General features: G+C 61.6%; 13 protein-coding genes. All 13 read left to right on the top strand.

What is annotated here, in order from left to right; genetic code table 11:
* Nucleotides 1-25: 25 nt before the first annotated feature.
* The 13 genes from rnr to AD663_RS25075 all read left to right on the top strand — a co-directional run bounded on the left by rnr (nucleotide 26) and on the right by AD663_RS25075 (nucleotide 18,384).
* Nucleotides 26-2,662: a ribonuclease R gene (gene rnr / locus AD663_RS25135; RefSeq protein ID WP_003186399.1), complete on the top strand. Its 2,637-nt coding sequence runs from the start codon at nucleotides 26-28 to the stop codon at nucleotides 2,660-2,662.
* Nucleotides 2,659-3,420 carry a 23S rRNA (guanosine(2251)-2'-O)-methyltransferase RlmB gene (rlmB, locus tag AD663_RS25130; RefSeq protein ID WP_003186397.1) on the top strand — a complete coding sequence of 254 codons (762 nt, stop codon included), beginning with the start codon at nucleotides 2,659-2,661 and terminating at the stop codon, nucleotides 3,418-3,420. The genes rnr and rlmB overlap by 4 nt, the downstream gene beginning before the upstream one ends.
* Nucleotides 3,421-3,727: 307 nt before the next feature.
* Nucleotides 3,728-4,156, top strand: coding sequence for a 30S ribosomal protein S6 (rpsF, locus tag AD663_RS25125; RefSeq protein ID WP_003186395.1), 429 nt, complete (start codon nucleotides 3,728-3,730; stop codon nucleotides 4,154-4,156).
* A 28-nt stretch (nucleotides 4,157-4,184) separates the two neighbouring features.
* Nucleotides 4,185-4,415, top strand: a complete 231-nt coding sequence (gene rpsR, locus AD663_RS25120) for a 30S ribosomal protein S18 (protein ID WP_002551829.1) — start codon at nucleotides 4,185-4,187, stop codon at nucleotides 4,413-4,415.
* Nucleotides 4,416-4,451: 36 nt separating this feature from the next.
* Nucleotides 4,452-5,342, top strand: coding sequence for a hypothetical protein (locus AD663_RS25115; protein WP_003186386.1), 891 nt, complete (start codon nucleotides 4,452-4,454; stop codon nucleotides 5,340-5,342).
* An 18-nt stretch (nucleotides 5,343-5,360) separates the two neighbouring features.
* On the top strand, nucleotides 5,361-5,807 hold the full coding sequence (rplI, locus tag AD663_RS25110; RefSeq protein WP_003186385.1) for a 50S ribosomal protein L9: 447 nt from the start codon (nucleotides 5,361-5,363) through the stop codon (nucleotides 5,805-5,807).
* Between the two features lie 136 nt (nucleotides 5,808-5,943).
* Complete coding sequence (dnaB, locus tag AD663_RS25105) at nucleotides 5,944-7,341, top strand: replicative DNA helicase (RefSeq protein ID WP_003186384.1); 1,398 nt, start codon at nucleotides 5,944-5,946, stop codon at nucleotides 7,339-7,341.
* Nucleotides 7,342-7,546: 205 nt separating this feature from the next.
* The gene (locus AD663_RS25100) at nucleotides 7,547-9,847 is read left to right on the top strand and encodes a YgiQ family radical SAM protein (protein ID WP_003186382.1); all 2,301 of its coding nucleotides are present in this window, start codon (nucleotides 7,547-7,549) and stop codon (nucleotides 9,845-9,847) included.
* 178 nt (nucleotides 9,848-10,025) lie between these two features.
* Nucleotides 10,026-10,955 carry a hypothetical protein gene (locus tag AD663_RS25095; protein ID WP_003186380.1) on the top strand — a complete coding sequence of 310 codons (930 nt, stop codon included), beginning with the start codon at nucleotides 10,026-10,028 and terminating at the stop codon, nucleotides 10,953-10,955.
* Entirely contained in the window at nucleotides 10,952-11,413 is a 462-nt protein-coding gene (locus tag AD663_RS25090) for a hypothetical protein (protein ID WP_003186378.1), read from the top strand. Before AD663_RS25095 ends, AD663_RS25090 begins: the two co-directional genes overlap by 4 nt.
* Nucleotides 11,414-11,588: 175 nt before the next feature.
* Nucleotides 11,589-14,882 carry a DUF2126 domain-containing protein gene (locus tag AD663_RS25085; RefSeq protein ID WP_003186377.1) on the top strand — a complete coding sequence of 1,098 codons (3,294 nt, stop codon included), beginning with the start codon at nucleotides 11,589-11,591 and terminating at the stop codon, nucleotides 14,880-14,882.
* A gap of 122 nt (nucleotides 14,883-15,004) precedes the next feature.
* Entirely contained in the window at nucleotides 15,005-17,491 is a 2,487-nt protein-coding gene (locus AD663_RS25080; RefSeq protein WP_003186375.1) for a circularly permuted type 2 ATP-grasp protein, read from the top strand.
* A complete protein-coding gene (locus AD663_RS25075; RefSeq protein WP_053214724.1) occupies nucleotides 17,491-18,384 on the top strand; it encodes a transglutaminase family protein in 894 nt (297 codons plus the stop codon). The genes AD663_RS25080 and AD663_RS25075 overlap by 1 nt, the downstream gene beginning before the upstream one ends.
* The last annotated feature ends 42 nt before the right edge of the window (nucleotides 18,385-18,426 follow it).

Below are 18,426 nucleotides of genomic sequence, written 5' to 3'. Positions count from 1 at the left end.
ATATAGACAAGGTGAAAACTCTCTAATGGCCGATTGGCAGTCCCTCGATCCCGAGGCCGCTCGTGAAGCGGAAAAATATGAAAACCCTATTCCTAGCCGCGAACTGATCCTGGCGCATCTCGCCGATCGGGGTTCGCCTGCTAGCCGCGAGCAGTTGGTCGAAGAGTTCGGTCTGACCACCGAAGACCAACTCGAAGCCCTGCGCCGCCGTCTGCGCGCCATGGAGCGCGACGCTCAACTGATCTACACCCGGCGCGGCACCTATGCGCCGGTGGACAAGCTCGATTTGATCCTGGGCCGCATCGCCGGTCACCGTGACGGCTTCGGTTTCCTGATCCCTGACGACGGCAGCGACGACCTGTTCATGAGCCCGGCGCAAATGCGCCTGGTGTTCGATGGCGACCGGGCCCTGGCCCGCGTGTCCGGCCTGGATCGCCGTGGTCGGCGTGAAGGCGTGATCGTCGAAGTGGTGTCCCGTGCCCACGAAAGCATCGTCGGCCGTTACTTCGAAGAAGGTGGTATCGGTTTTGTTGTGCCGGATAACCCGAAGGTTCAGCAGGAAGTGCTGATTACCCCGGGCCGTAATGGCGCTGCCAAGGTCGGCCAGTTCGTCGAGGTGAAAATCACCCACTGGCCCACTGCGCGCTTCCAGCCACAGGGCGATATCGTTGAAGTGGTCGGCAACTACATGGCGCCGGGCATGGAGATCGACGTTGCGCTGCGCACCTACGATATTCCTCACGTATGGCCCGAGGCTGTGCTCAAGGAAGCCGCCAAGCTCAAGCCGGAAGTCGAAGAGAAAGATAAAGAAAAACGTATCGACCTGCGCCATCTGCCGTTCGTCACCATCGACGGCGAAGATGCCCGCGACTTCGACGATGCGGTCTACTGCGAAGCCAAGCCCGGCAAGCTGCGCCTGTTCTCCGGCGGCTGGAAGCTGTTCGTCGCCATTGCCGACGTGTCCAGCTATGTGAAGATCGGTTCGGCCCTGGATAACGAAGCCCAGGTGCGCGGCAACTCCGTGTATTTCCCTGAGCGCGTGATCCCGATGCTGCCTGAGCAGCTGTCCAACGGCCTGTGCTCGCTGAACCCGAAAGTCGACCGTTTGGCCATGGTGTGCGAGATGACCATCTCCAAGACCGGCGAAATGACCGACTACCAGTTTTACGAAGCGGTGATCCACTCCCAGGCGCGCCTGACCTACAACAAGGTCAGCACCATTCTGGAAACGCCGAAGACCAATGAAGCCAAGGCCCTGCGTACCGAATACGCTGGCGTGGTGCCGCACCTCAAGCAACTGTACTCGCTGTACAAGGTGTTGCTGGGGGCCCGTCACGTGCGTGGCGCGATCGATTTCGAGACCCAGGAAACCCGGATTGTCTTCGGTTCCGAGCGCAAGATCGCCGCAATCACCCCGACCACCCGTAACGATGCGCACAAGCTGATCGAAGAGTGCATGCTGGCGGCCAACGTGGCCACCGCCGAATTCCTCAAGAAGCACGAGATTCCTGCGCTGTACCGCGTGCATGACGGCCCGCCGCCGGAGCGTCTGGAAAAACTGCGTGCCTTCCTCGGCGAGCTCGGCCTGTCCCTGCACAAAGGCAAGGACGGCCCGACGCCGAAGGACTACCAGGCGCTGCTGGCCAGCATCAAGGACCGTCCGGATTACCATGTGATCCAGACCGTGATGCTGCGCTCCCTGAGCCAGGCGGTGTACAGCGCCGACAACCAGGGCCACTTTGGTCTGAATTACGAGGCGTACACCCACTTCACCTCGCCGATCCGTCGTTACCCGGACCTGCTCACGCACCGCGCGATCCGCAGCGTGATCCATTCCAAGCAGAACACCCCGCACGTCAAGCGCGCCGGTGCCATGACCATTCCGAAAGCACGGATCTATCCGTACGACGAGGCGGCCTTGGAACAGTTGGGCGAGCAGTGTTCCATGAGTGAGCGCCGCGCCGACGAAGCCACCCGCGACGTGGTGAACTGGCTCAAGTGCGAGTTCATGAAAGACCGCGTGGGCGAGTCGTTCCCAGGCGTGATCACGGCTGTGACCGGCTTTGGTTTGTTTGTCGAGCTGACCGATATCTACGTCGAGGGCTTGGTGCACGTCACCGCCTTGCCGGGTGATTACTACCACTTCGACCCTGTGCATCACCGCCTGGCGGGCGAGCGCACCGGTCGCAGCTTCCGTCTGGGTGACACCGTGGAAGTGCAGGTCATGCGCGTCGACCTCGATGAGCGCAAGATCGACTTCGGAATGTCTGACAAGCCCGCCGAAGCACCGACTGGCCGTAAAAAGCGTGGTGGCGAGGCCGCAGCGCCTGCGACCAAGGGTAAAGGCGCTCCTGCAAAAACCGTAGAGTCGGAGCCAGCCAAGGCCGGTCGCCGTTCGTCTGCCAAGGACAAGGCTCCCGAAGCCTACCGCCCCAGCGACGCAGCGGCGAAAAACGCCGAGCTGCGCAAAAGTCGTGAAATGAAGCAGGCGTTGCTGGCCGAAGCCAAAAGCGGTGGTAAAGCGGCGTCTGGGGGAAAGGCCGGACGGTCGGCCCCGGACAAGGCGACCAGCAAACCGAGCAAGCACCGTAAAGGCCCGCCCAAAGCGGGCTCGGCCCCAGCCAAAAGTGGCGGGGCGCGTAAACCCAAGGCCAAGTCATGAGTCAGTTGGAAAAAATCTACGGCGTGCACGCCGTGGAAGCGTTGCTGCGTCACCACCCCAAGCGGGTCAAGCAGATCTGGTTGGCGGAAGGTCGTAGCGATCCGCGGGTCCAGACCCTGGTCGAGTTGGCCAACGAAAGCCGTGTCGCGGTCGGCCAGGCCGAGCGGCGCGAGATGGATGCCTGGGTCGAAGGCGTCCACCAGGGCGTCGTGGCTGAAGTCAGCCCGAGCCAGGTCTGGGGCGAGGCGATGCTCGACGAGTTGCTCGATCGTACCGAAGGCGCTCCCTTGTTGCTGGTGCTGGACGGCGTGACCGATCCGCATAACCTCGGCGCTTGCCTGCGTTCCGCGGATGCGGCCGGTGCGTTGGCGGTCATCGTGCCTAAAGACAAATCGGCGACCTTGACGCCGGTGGTGCGCAAAGTTGCCTGCGGTGCGGCGGAAGTGATTCCGCTGGTGGCGGTGACCAACCTGGCGCGCACCCTGGAGAAACTCCAGCAGCGCGGCTTGTGGGTCGTGGGTACGGCGGGCGAGGCCGAGGTCAATATTTATGACCAGGACCTGACAGGCCCCACCATCCTGATCATGGGCGCCGAAGGCAAGGGCATGCGTCGCCTGACCCGCGAACATTGCGATTACCTGGTCAAATTGCCGATGGCAGGCAGCGTCAGCAGCCTCAACGTCTCGGTGGCGACCGGCGTCTGCCTGTTCGAGGCCCTGCGCCAGCGGAGCGTCAAGGCTACCGCCAAGAAGCCTTAAGTCAGACGCAAGTCAAATGTGGGAGCGGGCTTGCTCGCGAAAGCGTTGGATCAGTTGATATCGATGTTGACTGACACGGCGCTTTCGCGAGCAAGCCCGCTCCCACAGTGTTTTGTGTTTGGGTAAAGATTGGGGGTTGTTCAAATAATCACCAATTGCCTTGCGCCTCCCTCGACCCTTCTCTACAATTGCGCCCCTTGCTGTGATGGCAGGCACTTATGTGTCTAGCGTCCTCAAGTCCATAAGTGTCATTCACTCCTTGTCTGACCGTTTTTGAGCGGCAGGCTACAACCCGTAAGGAGCATTCATGCGTCATTACGAAATCATCTTTTTGGTCCACCCGGATCAAAGCGAGCAAGTCGGCGGCATGGTTGAGCGTTACACCAAGCTGATCGAAGAAGACGGCGGCAAAATCCACCGTCTGGAAGATTGGGGCCGTCGTCAACTGGCCTACGCAATCAACAATGTTCACAAGGCTCACTATGTGATGCTGAACGTTGAGTGCACTGGCAAGGCCCTGGCCGAGCTGGAAGACAACTTCCGCTACAACGATGCAGTGATCCGTAACCTGGTCATCCGTCGCGAAGAAGCCGTCACCGGCCAATCCGAGATGCTCAAGGCTGAAGAAAACCGCAGTGAGCGCCGTGAGCGTCGCGACCGTCCTGAGCACTCTGACAGCGCCGATGGCGATGACAGCGATAGCGACAGCGACAACAGCGATAACGCTGACGAGTAATCCACGGACCTTTTAAGGAGCCAATCACATGGCACGTTTCTTCCGTCGTCGTAAATTCTGCCGCTTCACCGCTGAAGACGTGAAAGAGATCGATTACAAAGATCTCAACACTCTGAAAGCCTACGTATCCGAGACCGGCAAAATCGTTCCAAGCCGTATCACCGGTACCAAAGCTCGTTATCAGCGTCAGCTGGCCACCGCTATCAAGCGCGCCCGCTTCCTGGCCCTGCTGGCCTACACCGACAGCCACGGCCGCTGAGACCGGGCAGTCGACGAGTAGTAAGGGATTGAATGCATGCGCGCCTTAGCTGACTTCATCATGCGGGGACGTGTGCAGGCCACGTTGGTTGTGGCCGGATCCGCGGCATTGCCGCTGTTGTTCTGGTTGAGTGCCGCCGCTGGTTGCCTTGTGCTCCTGCGGCGCGGTTCGGACGCCCTGAGCGTCCTGGGTATCGGAATGTTGTCAGCGTTGGTGAGCTGGTACTTCCTGAAAGACCCGACGACACTCCTGGTGTTGCTCGGGGCTAGCGGCCTGGCGTTGATTTTGCGCGCCGGGCATACCTGGAACCGCGTGCTGCTTTGCAGCGTGGCCGTGGGGTTGTTAAGTGCGGTGAGCCTGGGAGCTGTATTCAGCTCCTTCATCGAGTCACTGGCGCAGACGTTCGAAAACGTCCTGCCGCTGGCGATGGGTGGGGTCTACGAGACATTCTCGGCAGACCAGAAGGCGTTAGTCACTGCTCTGACCACTCCGCTGATGATCATTTCGATAGCGTCTTCGGTGCAGATCTTTAGCGTGCTGTGCCTGATTCTTGGGCGCTATTGGCAGGCGTCGTTGTATAACCCCGGTGGTTTCGGGCGCGAATTTCGCGCTATCCGATTCCCCAAGAGCGTGGCGCTGTCACTGCTGGCCGTCATGTGTGTTGCCCCGTTCCTTGGGCTGCATGCACTGATCCTGTTGCCGTTGTGCAGTGTACCGCTGGTCTTCGCCGGCCTGGCCCTGGTTCACGGGCTGGTGGCGCAGAAACGGCTGGCCATGTTCTGGCTGGTGGGGATGTACGTGACGTTGTTGCCTTTCATGCACTTGCTCGGTCCGTTGCTCGTGGTCTTGGCCATCGTCGACAGCCTGATTGATTTTCGCGGTCGTATGGCGTCGAAAGACGCCGACAACGCGAACGGTGAAGGTTAAAAGTTAGAGGATTTTCACATGCAACTGATCCTTCTGGAAAAAATCGCCAACCTGGGCAACCTGGGCGACAAAGTAAACGTTAAGGCCGGTTACGGCCGTAACTACCTGCTGCCTTTCGGCAAAGCCACCGCTGCGACCGCTGCCAACCTGGCTGCGTTCGAAGAGCGTCGCGCTGAGCTGGAAAAAGCCGCCGCAGACCGTAAAGCATCGGCTGAAAGCCGTGCTGCCCAACTGGCCGAGCTGGAAGTGACCATCACTGCCACCGCTGGCGACGAAGGCAAGCTGTTCGGTTCGATCGGTACTCACGACATCGCTGACGCACTGACCGCCTCCGGCGTTGAAGTTGCGAAAAGCGAAGTTCGTCTGCCGAACGGCACCATCCGCAACGTGGGTGAATTCGACGTAGCCGTGCACCTGCACGCCGAAGTTGAAGCCACCGTACGCGTTGTCGTGGTAGCAGCCTAAGCAATATCTGTCGGCTGGCACCCTCGGGTGCTAGCCGGTAACATCGGGCACGATCCTGTTTACAGGTCGTGCCCTTTGTCTTTCTGCAATGCCCGATTTTCATAACCCCCTGCGTTTCCCAAAGAATCAAGTGGCCATGAACGAAATCACCGCTCCCGAGCAATACGATCTGCAAACCGCAGCCCTGAAGGTGCCGCCGCATTCCATCGAGGCCGAACAGGCTGTACTCGGTGGCCTGATGCTGGACAACAACGCCTGGGAACGCGTGCTCGATCAAGTCTCCGACGGCGATTTCTACCGACATGACCACCGTCTGATTTTCCGTGCGATCGCCAAGCTCGCCGATCAGAACATGCCGATCGACGTCGTGACCCTGTCCGAGCAATTGGACAAGGAAGGCCAGACATCCCAGGTCGGCGGCCTCGGTTACTTGGGTGAACTGGCGAAAAACACGCCGTCGGTCGCCAACATCAAGGCCTACGCCCAGATCGTCCGCGAGCGGGCGACCTTGCGCCAACTGATCGGCATCAGTACCGAAATCGCCGACAGCGCGTTCAACCCGGAAGGCCGAACCGCCGCCGAAATCCTCGACGAAGCCGAGCGGCAGATCTTCCAGATCGCCGAGGCCCGGCCGAAGACCGGTGGTCCGGTGAGCGTCAACGACCTGCTGACCAAGGCCATCGACCGCATCGATACGTTGTTCAACACCGACAACGCCATCACCGGCCTGTCCACCGGCTACACCGACCTCGACGAGAAGACCAGCGGCCTGCAACCGTCCGACTTGATCATCGTCGCCGGCCGTCCGTCCATGGGTAAGACCACCTTTGCGATGAACCTGGTGGAAAACGCCGTGCTGCGCAGCGAAAAGGCTGTCCTGGTGTACTCCCTCGAGATGCCAGGCGAATCGCTGATCATGCGTATGCTCTCGTCCCTGGGGCGTATCGACCAGACCAAGGTCCGTTCCGGTCAGCTGGAAGATGACGATTGGCCGCGCCTGACGTCGGCGGTCAACCTGCTCAACGATCGCAAGCTGTTCATCGACGATACGGCCGGTATCAGTCCGTCGGAAATGCGCGCCCGAACCCGTCGACTGGTGCGTGAGCACGGTGAGGTCGGGTTGATCATGATCGACTACCTGCAGTTGATGCAGATCCCCGGTTCCAGCGGTGATAACCGGACCAACGAGATTTCCGAAATCTCCCGTTCCCTCAAGGCCCTCGCCAAGGAATTCAACTGCCCGGTGGTGGCGCTTTCCCAGTTGAACCGCTCCCTGGAGCAGCGCCCGAACAAGCGGCCGGTGAACTCTGACTTACGGGAATCCGGAGCGATCGAGCAGGACGCCGACGTGATCATGTTCGTCTACCGCGACGAGGTGTATCACCCCGAGACGGAACACAAGGGCATCGCCGAAATCATCATCGGCAAGCAGCGGAACGGTCCAATCGGCTTCATTCGCCTGGCGTTTATCGGTAAGTACACCCGATTCGAGAACCTGGCGCCGGGCAGCTACAATTTTGACGACGACGAGTAACCTGTTCGCTTAATCCGCCTTTGTGGCGAGGGAGCTTGCTCCCGCTGGGCTGCGCAGCAGACCCCAGTTGCCCTTGTAATCAAGGGGGTGTGGGATATCCGACTGCTGCGCAGCCGGACGGGAGCAAGCTCCCTCGCCACAATTGGTTATTTTTTGTGCTATATTCCGCGCCCGCGATTTTTCTTCTTTTATACCGGTCATCGACATGCAAGCAGCCAAGCCGTTATTTGACTATCCCAAGTACTGGGCCGAATGTTTCGGCCCGGCGCCGTTCCTGCCCATGAGCAGGGAGGAGATGGATCAGCTCGGCTGGGATTCGTGCGACATCATCATCGTGACCGGTGATGCCTACGTCGATCACCCGTCGTTCGGCATGGCGATCATCGGCCGGCTGCTGGAAGCCCAGGGCTTTCGCGTCGGGATCATTGCCCAGCCGAACTGGCAGTCCAAAGACGATTTCATGAAGCTGGGCGAGCCCAATCTGTTCTTCGGCGTCGCGGCCGGCAACATGGACTCGATGATCAACCGCTACACCGCCGACAAGAAAATCCGTTCCGATGACGCCTACACGCCGGGCGGCCTGGCGGGCAAGCGGCCGGACCGTGCGAGCCTGGTCTACAGCCAGCGCTGCAAGGAAGCCTACAAGCACGTGCCTATCGTGCTCGGCGGTATCGAAGCGTCCCTGCGCCGCATCGCCCATTACGATTACTGGCAGGACCGCGTGCGCAACTCGATCCTGATCGACGCCTGCGCCGACATCCTGCTCTACGGCAATGCCGAGCGGGCGATTGTCGAAGTCGCCCAGCGCCTGTCCTACGGCCACAAGATCGAAGACATTACCGATGTGCGCGGCACGGCTTTCATCCGCCGCGACACGCCACAAGGCTGGTACGAAGTCGATTCCACGCGCATCGACCGGCCGGGCAAGATCGACAAGATCATCAACCCGTACGTGAACACCCAGGACACTCAAGCCTGCGCCATTGAACAGGAAAAGGGTCCGGTTGAAGATCCGAGCGAAGCCAAGGTCGTACAGATCCTGGCGAGCCCGAAGATGACTCGCGATAAAACCGTGATTCGCCTGCCATCGGTGGAAAAGGTCCGTGGTGACGCGGTGCTCTACGCCCACGCCAACCGCGTGCTTCACCTGGAAACCAACCCGGGCAACGCCCGTGCCTTGGTGCAGAAGCACGGGGAAGTGGACGTCTGGTTCAACCCGCCGCCCATTCCGATGACCACCGAAGAAATGGACTACGTGTTTGGCATGCCTTACGCACGTGTTCCCCATCCGGCGTACGGCAAGGAGAAGATCCCGGCCTACGAGATGATCCGTTTCTCGGTGAACATCATGCGCGGCTGCTTTGGCGGCTGCACCTTCTGCTCGATCACCGAGCACGAAGGCCGGATCATCCAGAACCGCTCCGAAGAGTCGATCATTCGCGAGATCGAAGAGATCCGCGACAAGGTTCCAGGCTTCACCGGGGTGATTTCCGACCTCGGCGGCCCGACCGCGAACATGTACCGTATTGCCTGCAAGAGCCCGGAAATCGAGTCCGCGTGCCGCAAGCCGTCCTGCGTGTTCCCTGGCATCTGCCCGAACCTGAACACTGACCACTCTTCGCTGATCCAGTTGTACCGCAGCGCCCGGGCATTGCCTGGCGTGAAGAAGATCCTCATCGCCTCCGGCCTGCGTTACGACCTGGCGGTCGAGTCGCCGGAATACGTCAAGGAACTGGTGACCCACCACGTCGGCGGTTACTTGAAGATCGCCCCGGAGCACACTGAGGAAGGCCCGCTCAACCAGATGATGAAGCCGGGCATCGGCAGCTATGACAAATTCAAGCGGATGTTCGAGAAGTACACCAAGGAAGCCGGGAAAGAACAGTACCTGATTCCGTACTTCATCGCGGCCCACCCGGGCACCACCGACGAAGACATGATGAACCTGGCGCTGTGGCTCAAGGGCAACGGCTTCCGCGCCGATCAGGTCCAGGCGTTCTATCCGTCGCCGATGGCCACGGCGACCGCCATGTACCACTCGGGCAAGAACCCGCTGCGCAAGGTCACCTACAAGAGCGACTCGGTGACCATCGTCAAGAGCGAAGAGCAACGCCGCCTGCACAAGGCCTTCCTGCGCTATCACGACCCGAAAGGCTGGCCGATGCTGCGTGAAGCACTGACCCGCATGGGCCGCGCCGACCTGATCGGGCCGGGCAAGGACCAGTTGATTCCGCTGCACCAACCGGCTACCGACAGCTACCAGAGCGCCCGTCGCAAGAACTCGACACCGGCCGGCAGCCACAAGGTGGCCAAGGAAACGACCAAGATCCTGACCCAGCACACCGGCTTGCCGCCGCGTGCCAGCGATGGCGGCAACCCTTGGGACAAGCGCGAGCAAGCCAAGGCAGCCGCGTTCGCCCGCAACCAGCAGGCCGCCAAGGAGCGCAAGGATGCGGCCAAGGGCAAAGGACCGAAGCCTGCGCGCAAGCCTGTCGTGCCACGCTGATTGTAAAACTGCTACGCAAAACGCCAGCCTCAGTGCTGGCGTTTTGCTTTCTAGCGGCAGTGCTGGCCGTTTGTTATCGTGGCGGCCGCCGATGCGCGCCACTCCAATACAGCAGGCTCCCTCGCCACAAGGTTCAGTGTGGATAAAATCTCACTCCCAATTCTCAAGGACGATTCACATGAGCAGCGCCCCTTCACCGACTCTTGGCATGGACTTCACGTTCTCGCAATACATGGCTCGCCAGCGCATCGAAAGCCAGGTCAACCTGCCACGCCTGTTTGCAGCCATTGATGCTGATCCGGGTGTTGCGGGGGCGGGAGTGGTGTACATCGACTCCGAATACAACGTCGTGACCCTGCGCGAATTCAAGCCGATTTGCAGCATTGCGCCCAAGCGCATCATCCTGCGCGAGGCAAAAAAATACATCGCACCGCAGCAATTCATCGATCAGGTTAAGAGCAGCCCGCGCGAGTCCAAGCTCGGGCTTGAAGCAACCAATGCCGGCCTGTCCTGTGTCGCCGCGGTGATTGGTTGGGTGGTGGTGTTCAGTGGAAGTGTCGCGGTGCCCTTTACGGCCGGTGCAAGTGCTTTTGTCGTTGCGCTGGGTGCTGCTGCCGCGACGGCCAGTACCGCGCAATGTGTCATCGGCGGAATGCGGGTGGCGAATGAGCTGACCAACCCCACCGGCAACGACGAGATGAATGACGCTGATTGGTACAACATTGTGTCGCCGATCCTTGACGGGGTCTCCCTGGTGGGTGTCGGTGGCTCGGCCCTGACGACTGTCCGGCTGCTCAAGGCCAACAAAGCGGCCGGCACCGGGAAGAGTTGGTATCAGTTGCTCAAGGGCCTGAGTCGGCAGGAACGAAGCAAGTTGACCAAGGAGCTGTTGACGCTGAAGGACCCGAGCCTGACTGCAAAATTGCTCAAGCTTGAACAACGAGCCGGGGCCCTGCCCAAGCGTTATTCATCTGCTGAGATCCGGCACGCGACGCTGACTCAAATCAAGGACTCCCTGGGCGGCGCCCTGGGCGTTATCGGCAGTTACACGGGGGGCGGCCATGTGAAAACGGTTGCTGTCGGATTGTACGAGGAGTTTACGGAATGATCGGCGGCGGGTCATTGAAGAGCTTCCTCGCCCGGTATTTTCCGGTGTTCATGGGCACCATTCTGCTGGGCTGCTTTTCGGGATCAACGTTGCTCGTTCTGGCCGGGACTACCTATTGGCGCGCCCTGGAGCCTTCAATCAGGACTGATTATGTGGGGTTCGGGACCTTGGCTCTGGTCTGCGTCCTGGTGTTGGGCAATCTCATGATTGCCCGCGGGCGTGCTTGGGCGGTCTGGTGCGTGGCGGGTTATTTCCTGGCATGCCTGGCAGCGGTATTGCCGATGCTCGCCTACCGTCCGCATCAAGGCGTCTACGTATTCGCTGTGCTGCTGCCACTGCTGGGGTTGCTGTTGATCAACAGCAAACGCCACCGCGAGATGCGCAGCAAACTCGTGGAAATCCGCCGCCAGCGTGAACTCATCATCCAGGCTGCCAAGACCTCTCGCCCCCGTCGCTGAGCCGATTCCCTGCCGTCGGCGCCGCATTTATGTGCGACCGCCTGCAGATCAATACAGGCATCGCGCGGTTTTAGTGCTCTACTGCCTTGAGTAGATGAGGAAAGTGTCCGGCCTGCCTGCATGGCATAAGTCTTGCGCCGCTTTCGATAACGCCCAGGTTCGCAGGAGGCACGCCGTGTCGATTCATGTCGCATTGCATCACGTCACGCATTACCGTTACGACCGCGCTGTCGAACTCGGCCCGCAGATCGTTCGCCTGCGCCCGGCGGCCCATAGCCGCACGCGCATTCTTTCCTATTCACTGAAAGTCTCCCCCGACCAGCACTTTATCAACTGGCAACAGGACCCTCAGGGCAATTACCTGGCGCGGTTGGTGTTTCCCGAGAAAACTCGGGAGCTGCGGATCGAAGTCGATCTGCTGGCGGAAATGGCGGTGTTCAACCCGTTCGATTTTTTTCTCGAGCCCTACGCCGAAAAGATTCCGTTCGCCTACGCCGCCGACGAGCGCAAGGAGCTGGCGCCGTACCTTGAAACCTTGCCGTTGACGCCCAGGTTCCAGGCTTATCTGGACGGCATCGACCGCACGCCATTGCCGGCGGTGGATTTTCTGGTGGCGCTCAACCAACGCTTGAGCGAGGACATCAACTACCTGATCCGCATGGAGCCCGGCGTGCAGACGCCGGAGCATACGCTTGAGCACGCGTCCGGTTCCTGCCGCGATTCGGCCTGGCTGCTGGTGCAGCTATTGCGCAACCTCGGCTTGGCCGCGCGTTTTGTGTCCGGTTACCTGATCCAGTTGACCGCCGATGTGAAAAGCCTCGATGGCCCGTCCGGTACCGAGGTGGACTTCACCGACCTGCACGCCTGGTGCGAGGTTTACCTGCCCGGTGCCGGCTGGATCGGCCTGGATGCGACGTCGGGGTTGTTCGCTGGCGAAGGACACATCCCGTTGGCGTGTAGTCCTGATCCTTCCTCGGCCGCGCCCATCAGCGGTTTGGTGGAGCCTTGCGAATGCGAATTCAATCATGAGATGTCCGTGGAGCGGGTCTGGGAGGCGCCGCGGGTCACCAAGCCCTACACCGACGCACAATGGCTGGCGATCCAGGCGTTGGGCCGCCAGATCGATGCCGACCTGCTGGAGGGCGACGTGCGCCTGACCATGGGCGGCGAACCGACCTTCGTGTCCATCGATGACCCGGACGGCGCCGAATGGAACACCGCGGCGCTCGGACCGGACAAGCGTCGGCTCTCCGCTGAACTGTTCCAGCGCATGCGCAGCCACTACGCGCCCAAGGGGCTGGTGCATTTCGGCCAGGGCAAGTGGTACCCCGGCGAGCAACTGCCGCGCTGGTCCTTGAACTGCTATTGGCGGCGTGACGGGGTGCCGATCTGGCACAACGCTGCGTTGATTGCCGACGAACAGCAAGACTATGGCGCCGATGGCGAACTGGCGGGGCGCTTTTTGGCGAGTGTCGCCGAGCGCCTGGACATCCCGGCGCGATTCGTGTTTCCAGCCTATGAAGACAATTTCTATTACCTCTGGCGCGAAGGTGCGTTGCCCTCGAATGTCACGGCCGAAGATCCACGCCTGGAAGACGCCCTTGAGCGGGCACGGTTGCGCAAGGTCTTCAGCCAGGGCCTGGATAAAGTGATCGGTCAGGTCTTGCCGCTGGCCCGTACCGCCAAGGGTGACCAGTGGCAGAGTGGCCGCTGGTACCTGCGGGACAACCATTGCCGGTTGGTACCGGGGGATTCGCCCCTGGGCTATCGCCTGCCATTGGCGTCCCAGCCGTGGGTGACGGCGGCTGAGTACCCGTTCATCCACCCCACCGACCCGAACCAGGATTTGCCCGAGCTGCCCGACACCGAGCAACTGGCGCGTCACGGCGAGTCAGCGGACGGGCAGGATCGCGCCCCACAAATCGACGAGTCCGCCGACTGGCTGACGCGCACCGCGTTCTGTGCCGAGGCACGGGAAGGCCGGCTGTACTTGTTCATGCCACCGCTGGAACGGGTCGAGGATTACCTGGAACTGGTCAGCGCCATCGAAGCCACGGCTCAGGAGCTGCATTGCCCGGTGCTGCTGGAAGGTTATGAGCCGCCGAGCGACCCGCGCCTGGGCAACTTTCGCATCACCCCCGATCCGGGCGTGATCGAGGTCAACGTGCAGCCGTCGGCGACGTGGGATGAGCTGGTCGAGCGCACCGAATTTCTCTATGAGCAGGCACGACAGACCCGGCTGACCACTGAAAAATTCATGATCGATGGCCGGCACACCGGCACAGGCGGCGGTAACCATTTCGTATTGGGTGGTGCGACGCCGGCTGACTCACCATTCCTGCGGCGTCCCGACCTGCTGCGCAGCCTGATCAGTTACTGGCATAACCACCCGTCGTTGTCCTACCTGTTTTCCGGGCTGTTTATCGGCCCGACCTCCCAGGCGCCACGGGTGGATGAGGCGCGCAATGACGCGTTGTACGAGCTGGAAATCGCCTTCGCCCAGATGCCGCAGCCGGGCGAGGAATGCCCGCCTTGGCTGGTCGACCGGTTGTTGCGCAACTTGTTGATCGACGTGACCGGCAATACCCATCGTGCCGAATTCTGCATCGACAAACTCTATTCGCCGGACGGTGCCACCGGGCGCCTCGGTCTGCTGGAGCTGCGTGCGTTCGAGATGCCGCCCCACGCTCGCATGAGCCTGGCCCAACAGTTATTGCTGCGGGCGCTGGTGGCGCGATTCTGGCGCGAGCCCTATGCACCGGCGAAGCTGGCGCGCTGGGGCACCGAGCTGCATGACCGCTTCCTGCTGCCGCACTTTATCGAGCAGGATTTCGCTGATGTCATCCATGACCTGAACGCCGCCGGTTACCCGCTGCGGGCCGAGTGGTTCGCCGCGCACCTGGAGTTTCGTTTCCCCAAGGTGGGCGATTACGCCGTCAGTGGTATCGAGCTGCAACTGCGCCAGGCCCTCGAGCCCTGGCATGTGCTGGGGGAAGAGGGCGCGGTGGGTGGCACCGTGCGCTACGTGGATTCCTCCCTGGAGCGCTTGCAGGTCAAGCTCAGCGGCTTGGCGCCGCAACGCTACCTGCTGACCTGCAATGGCGTGCCGGTGCCCTTGCAACCCACCGGCCGGGTTGGCGAATTCGTCGCTGGTGTACGTTTCCGTGCCTGGCAACCGGCCAACTGCCTGCAACCAACCATCCCGGTGCATGCGCCGCTGGTCTTCGATCTGCTCGACACTTGGATGCAACGCTCGGTGGGCGGCTGCCAATATCACGTTGCCCATCCGGGCGGGCGCAACTATGACAGCCTGCCGGTGAACGCCAACGAGGCCGAAAGCCGGCGAATGGCGCGCTTCTTCCGCCTCGGCCACACGCCAGGAAAACTTCCGATACCCAGCTTGGCAATGGATGACGAGTTTCCCCTCACGCTCGATCTGCGCCGTTTTCAAGGGGCACCCAAGGTGTAAGTGAACCCTGTGGCGGGAGCAAGCTCCCTCGCCACAGTCGTCATGTCCGGGTCCAAACACAGCTATCCGGGCGTGACGTGCTGCGCTAGTCTCACCTTTCATTGCCCTCTGCCGAGCTTTCCATGCCTGACCTGCTTGACCGTTACCCGCTGACGACGGGCACCTATCACGAATTGCTGGATAACAGCGGCGCGGTGCGTGTGCACTGGCAGCCGCTGTTCGACCAGTTGCAGCGCAGCACGCCGGCCCAGTTGCTCCAGCGCCAAACCCTCCTGGCCCGGCAGATCCAGGAAAACGGTGTCACTTATAACGTCTATGCGGACCCGAAGGGCGCGGACCGGCCCTGGGAGCTGGACTTGCTGCCGCACATCATCGACGCACAGGAGTGGCGGCAACTTTCGGCCGGCATCGCCCAGCGTGCACGGCTGCTCAATGCGGTGCTGGCCGACTTGTACGGGCCGCAGCGGTTGATCAGCGAAGGACTTCTGCCGCCGGAGCTGGTGTTCGGGCACAACAATTTTCTCTGGCCCTGCCAGGGCATCGCACCGCCGGACGGCATCTTCCTGCACATGTATGCAGTGGATCTGGCGCGCACGCCCGACGGCCGCTGGTGGGTGACGGCGGATCGGACCCAGGCGCCTTCCGGGTCCGGTTATGCGCTGGAAAACCGCATGATCGTTTCCCGCGCATTTCCCGACCTGTATCGCGATTTGAAGGTGCGGCACCTGTCCGGTTTCTTCCGTACCTTGCAGGAAACCCTCGCACGGCAAGCACCCAGCGACGGCGAGCCACCGTTGGTGGTGCTGTTGACGCCGGGTCGCTTCAACGAAAGTTATTTCGAGCATCTCTACCTGGCACGCCAGCTCGGTTACCCGCTGGTGGAAGGCGGCGACCTGACCGTTCGGGACGCCACGGTGTACTTGAAAACCCTCAGTGGGCTGCGCCGGGTCCATGCCATCATGCGCCGGCTCGACGACGATTTTTGCGACCCGCTGGAATTGCGCACCGATTCGGCCCTGGGCGTGCCGGGCTTGCTGGAAGCGGTGCGCCAGGGTCGGGTTCTGGTGGCCAACGCCCTGGGCAGCGGCGTGCTGGAATCGCCAGGCCTGCTGGGGTTCCTGCCGAAGATCAATCAGTTTTTGTTCGGTGAGGAACTGATGCTGCCCTCGATCGCCACCTGGTGGTGCGGTGAGCCGCCGGTGCTGGCCCAGGCCCTGGAAAAACTGCCGCAGCTGCTGATCAAACCGGCATTTCCTTCCCAGAGTTTTGCGCCGGTGTTCGGTCGCGACCTGAGCGAGGAGCAGCGCGGCCAACTGGCGGCGCGCATGCAGGCGCGGCCCTATGCCTATGTCGCCCAGGAACTGGCGCAGTTGTCCCAGGCGCCTGTCTGGCAGGCCGAAGACGGCCAGATCCAGCCCCGGGCCATCGGCATGCGCGTGTATGCCGTGTCCGGGAAGGACGATTATCGAATTCTGTCCGGTGGCCTGACCCGCGTGGCCGCCGAGGCTGACGCCGAGGTGGTGTCGATGCAACGCGGTGGCGCCAGCAAGGACACCTGGGTGCTCGGCGAACAGGCGCCTGGCGGCGAACAATGGACGGCCCAGCGAACCGTCGGCGTCCACGACCTGGTGCGGCGTGACCCGTACTTGCCTTCGCGGGTGGTGGAGAACCTGTTCTGGTTCGGCCGCTACTGCGAACGTTGCGACGACAGCGCCCGGTTGCTGCGCATCATGCTGGCGCGCTATGTCGACGGTGACGATCCCCAGGCGCTGCAATCGGCTGTGGCCCTTGGCGAAAGCCTGATGCTGCTGCCTGACGAAGGTGAGCTGCCGGAGCGCCTGTTGGCCGCGCTGCTGGGGGAGGACTGGTCGTTCAGCCTTCGTTCCAACCTGCAACGCTTGCAATGGGCCGCCTCGCAGGTTCGCGGCAAGCTGTCCCGGGAGAACTGGCAGGCGCTGGTAGAGTTGCAGCGCGAAGCCATGGAGCTGGAAACCGCCGAACCGGATTTCGGCGAGTTGCTGGATTTCCTCAACCGGTTGGTCATGTCCCTGGCGGCGTTGTCCGGATTCGCCCTGGACGACATGACCCGTGATGAGGGGTGGCGCTTTTTGATGATTGGCCGGCGCCTGGAACGCCTGCAATTTCTCAGCAGCAGCCTGGCGGCGTTCCTGCGCAGCGAGGCGGTATTCGACCAGGCCGGTCTGGAGTGGCTGCTGGAGCTGGGCAACAGCAGCATCACTTACCGCTCGCGTTACCTGGCGGTGGCGCAGTTGATCCCGGTGCTTGACCTGTTGCTGTTGGACGAGCAGAACCCTCACGCCGTGCTCTTTCAATTGAAACTGGTGGCCCGTACGCTCAAGCGCCTGAACGATGATTTTGGTGCGCCCCGGGAAACCGCCTTGCCAGAACTGGTGATGCGCCTTTCGCGCTTTGACTTGCGCTGCCTGGAAAACCCACTGTTCGGCGAAACCAGCCTGCGCGCGGCGCTCGATGGGCTGGCCGATCTGTTGCAGGAAGTGGCTGATGTCAGCGGCCAGGTTTCCGATCGCCTGGCCTTGCGCCATTTTGCCCACGTCGATGACGTCAGCCAGCGTACGGTGTCCGTCTGATGAACGCTCGTTACCAGATCCTCCACGACACCCACTATCACTATGACAGCCCGGTTTCCCTGGCCCAGCAGCTTGCGCATCTGTGGCCGCGGCCCTGTGACTGGCAGCGTTGCACCGAGCAACAGTTGCTGATCAGCCCGCAGCCGACCAGCCGTCGCGACGAGCAGGATGTGTTCGGCAACCCGCTGACCCGCCTGGCCTTCGAACGGCCTCACGACGAGTTGCTGGTCAACGCCCGCTTGAGCGTCGAGGTGCTGGCCCGGCCTGAGCTGGATTTCAACGCGTCCCCGGCCTGGGAGACGACGCGTGACGCATTGACCTATAGCGGTCGGCCAGTGGCCGCGCCGTTGTTGGAAGCGTGCCGTTATCGTTTCGAGTCACCCTACGTGCACCTCAAGCGCAGTTTCGTCGAGTTTTCCGAAAGCTGCTTCCCGCCGGGGCGCCCATTGATGATGGGCGTGCGCGCCCTGATGGAAAAGATTTTCGAGGAATTCACCTTCGATGCCGAGGCGACCCAGGTGGCGACGCCGCTGGTGGAGGTGCTGGAGCGACGTCGAGGGGTGTGCCAGGACTTTGCCCACCTGATGCTGGCCTGCGTGCGCTCGCGCGGGCTGGCGGCCCGTTACGTCAGTGGTTATCTCCTGACCCAGCCACCGCCCGGCCAGCCACGGTTGATTGGCGCCGATGCGTCTCACGCCTGGGTCTCGGTGTATTGTCCGATGCTGGGGTGGGTGGATTTCGATCCGACCAATAATGTGCAACCGGCCCTGGAGCACATCACTCTGGCCTGGGGCAGGGATTTTTCCGATGTATCGCCGTTGCGCGGGGTGATCCTGGGGGGCGGTAGTCATGATCCCGAGGTGCGCGTGACGGTGATGCCGCTGGAATCGTAAAAAAATCCCTTGGTGGGAGCGGGCTTGCTCGCGAAAGCGGAC

The sequence above is a fragment of the Pseudomonas sp. Q12-87 genome, from assembly GCF_001269755.1.
GTDB lineage: Bacteria > Pseudomonadota > Gammaproteobacteria > Pseudomonadales > Pseudomonadaceae > Aquipseudomonas > Aquipseudomonas fluorescens_S.
This window is presented reverse-complemented; position numbering and strand designations above follow the sequence as displayed.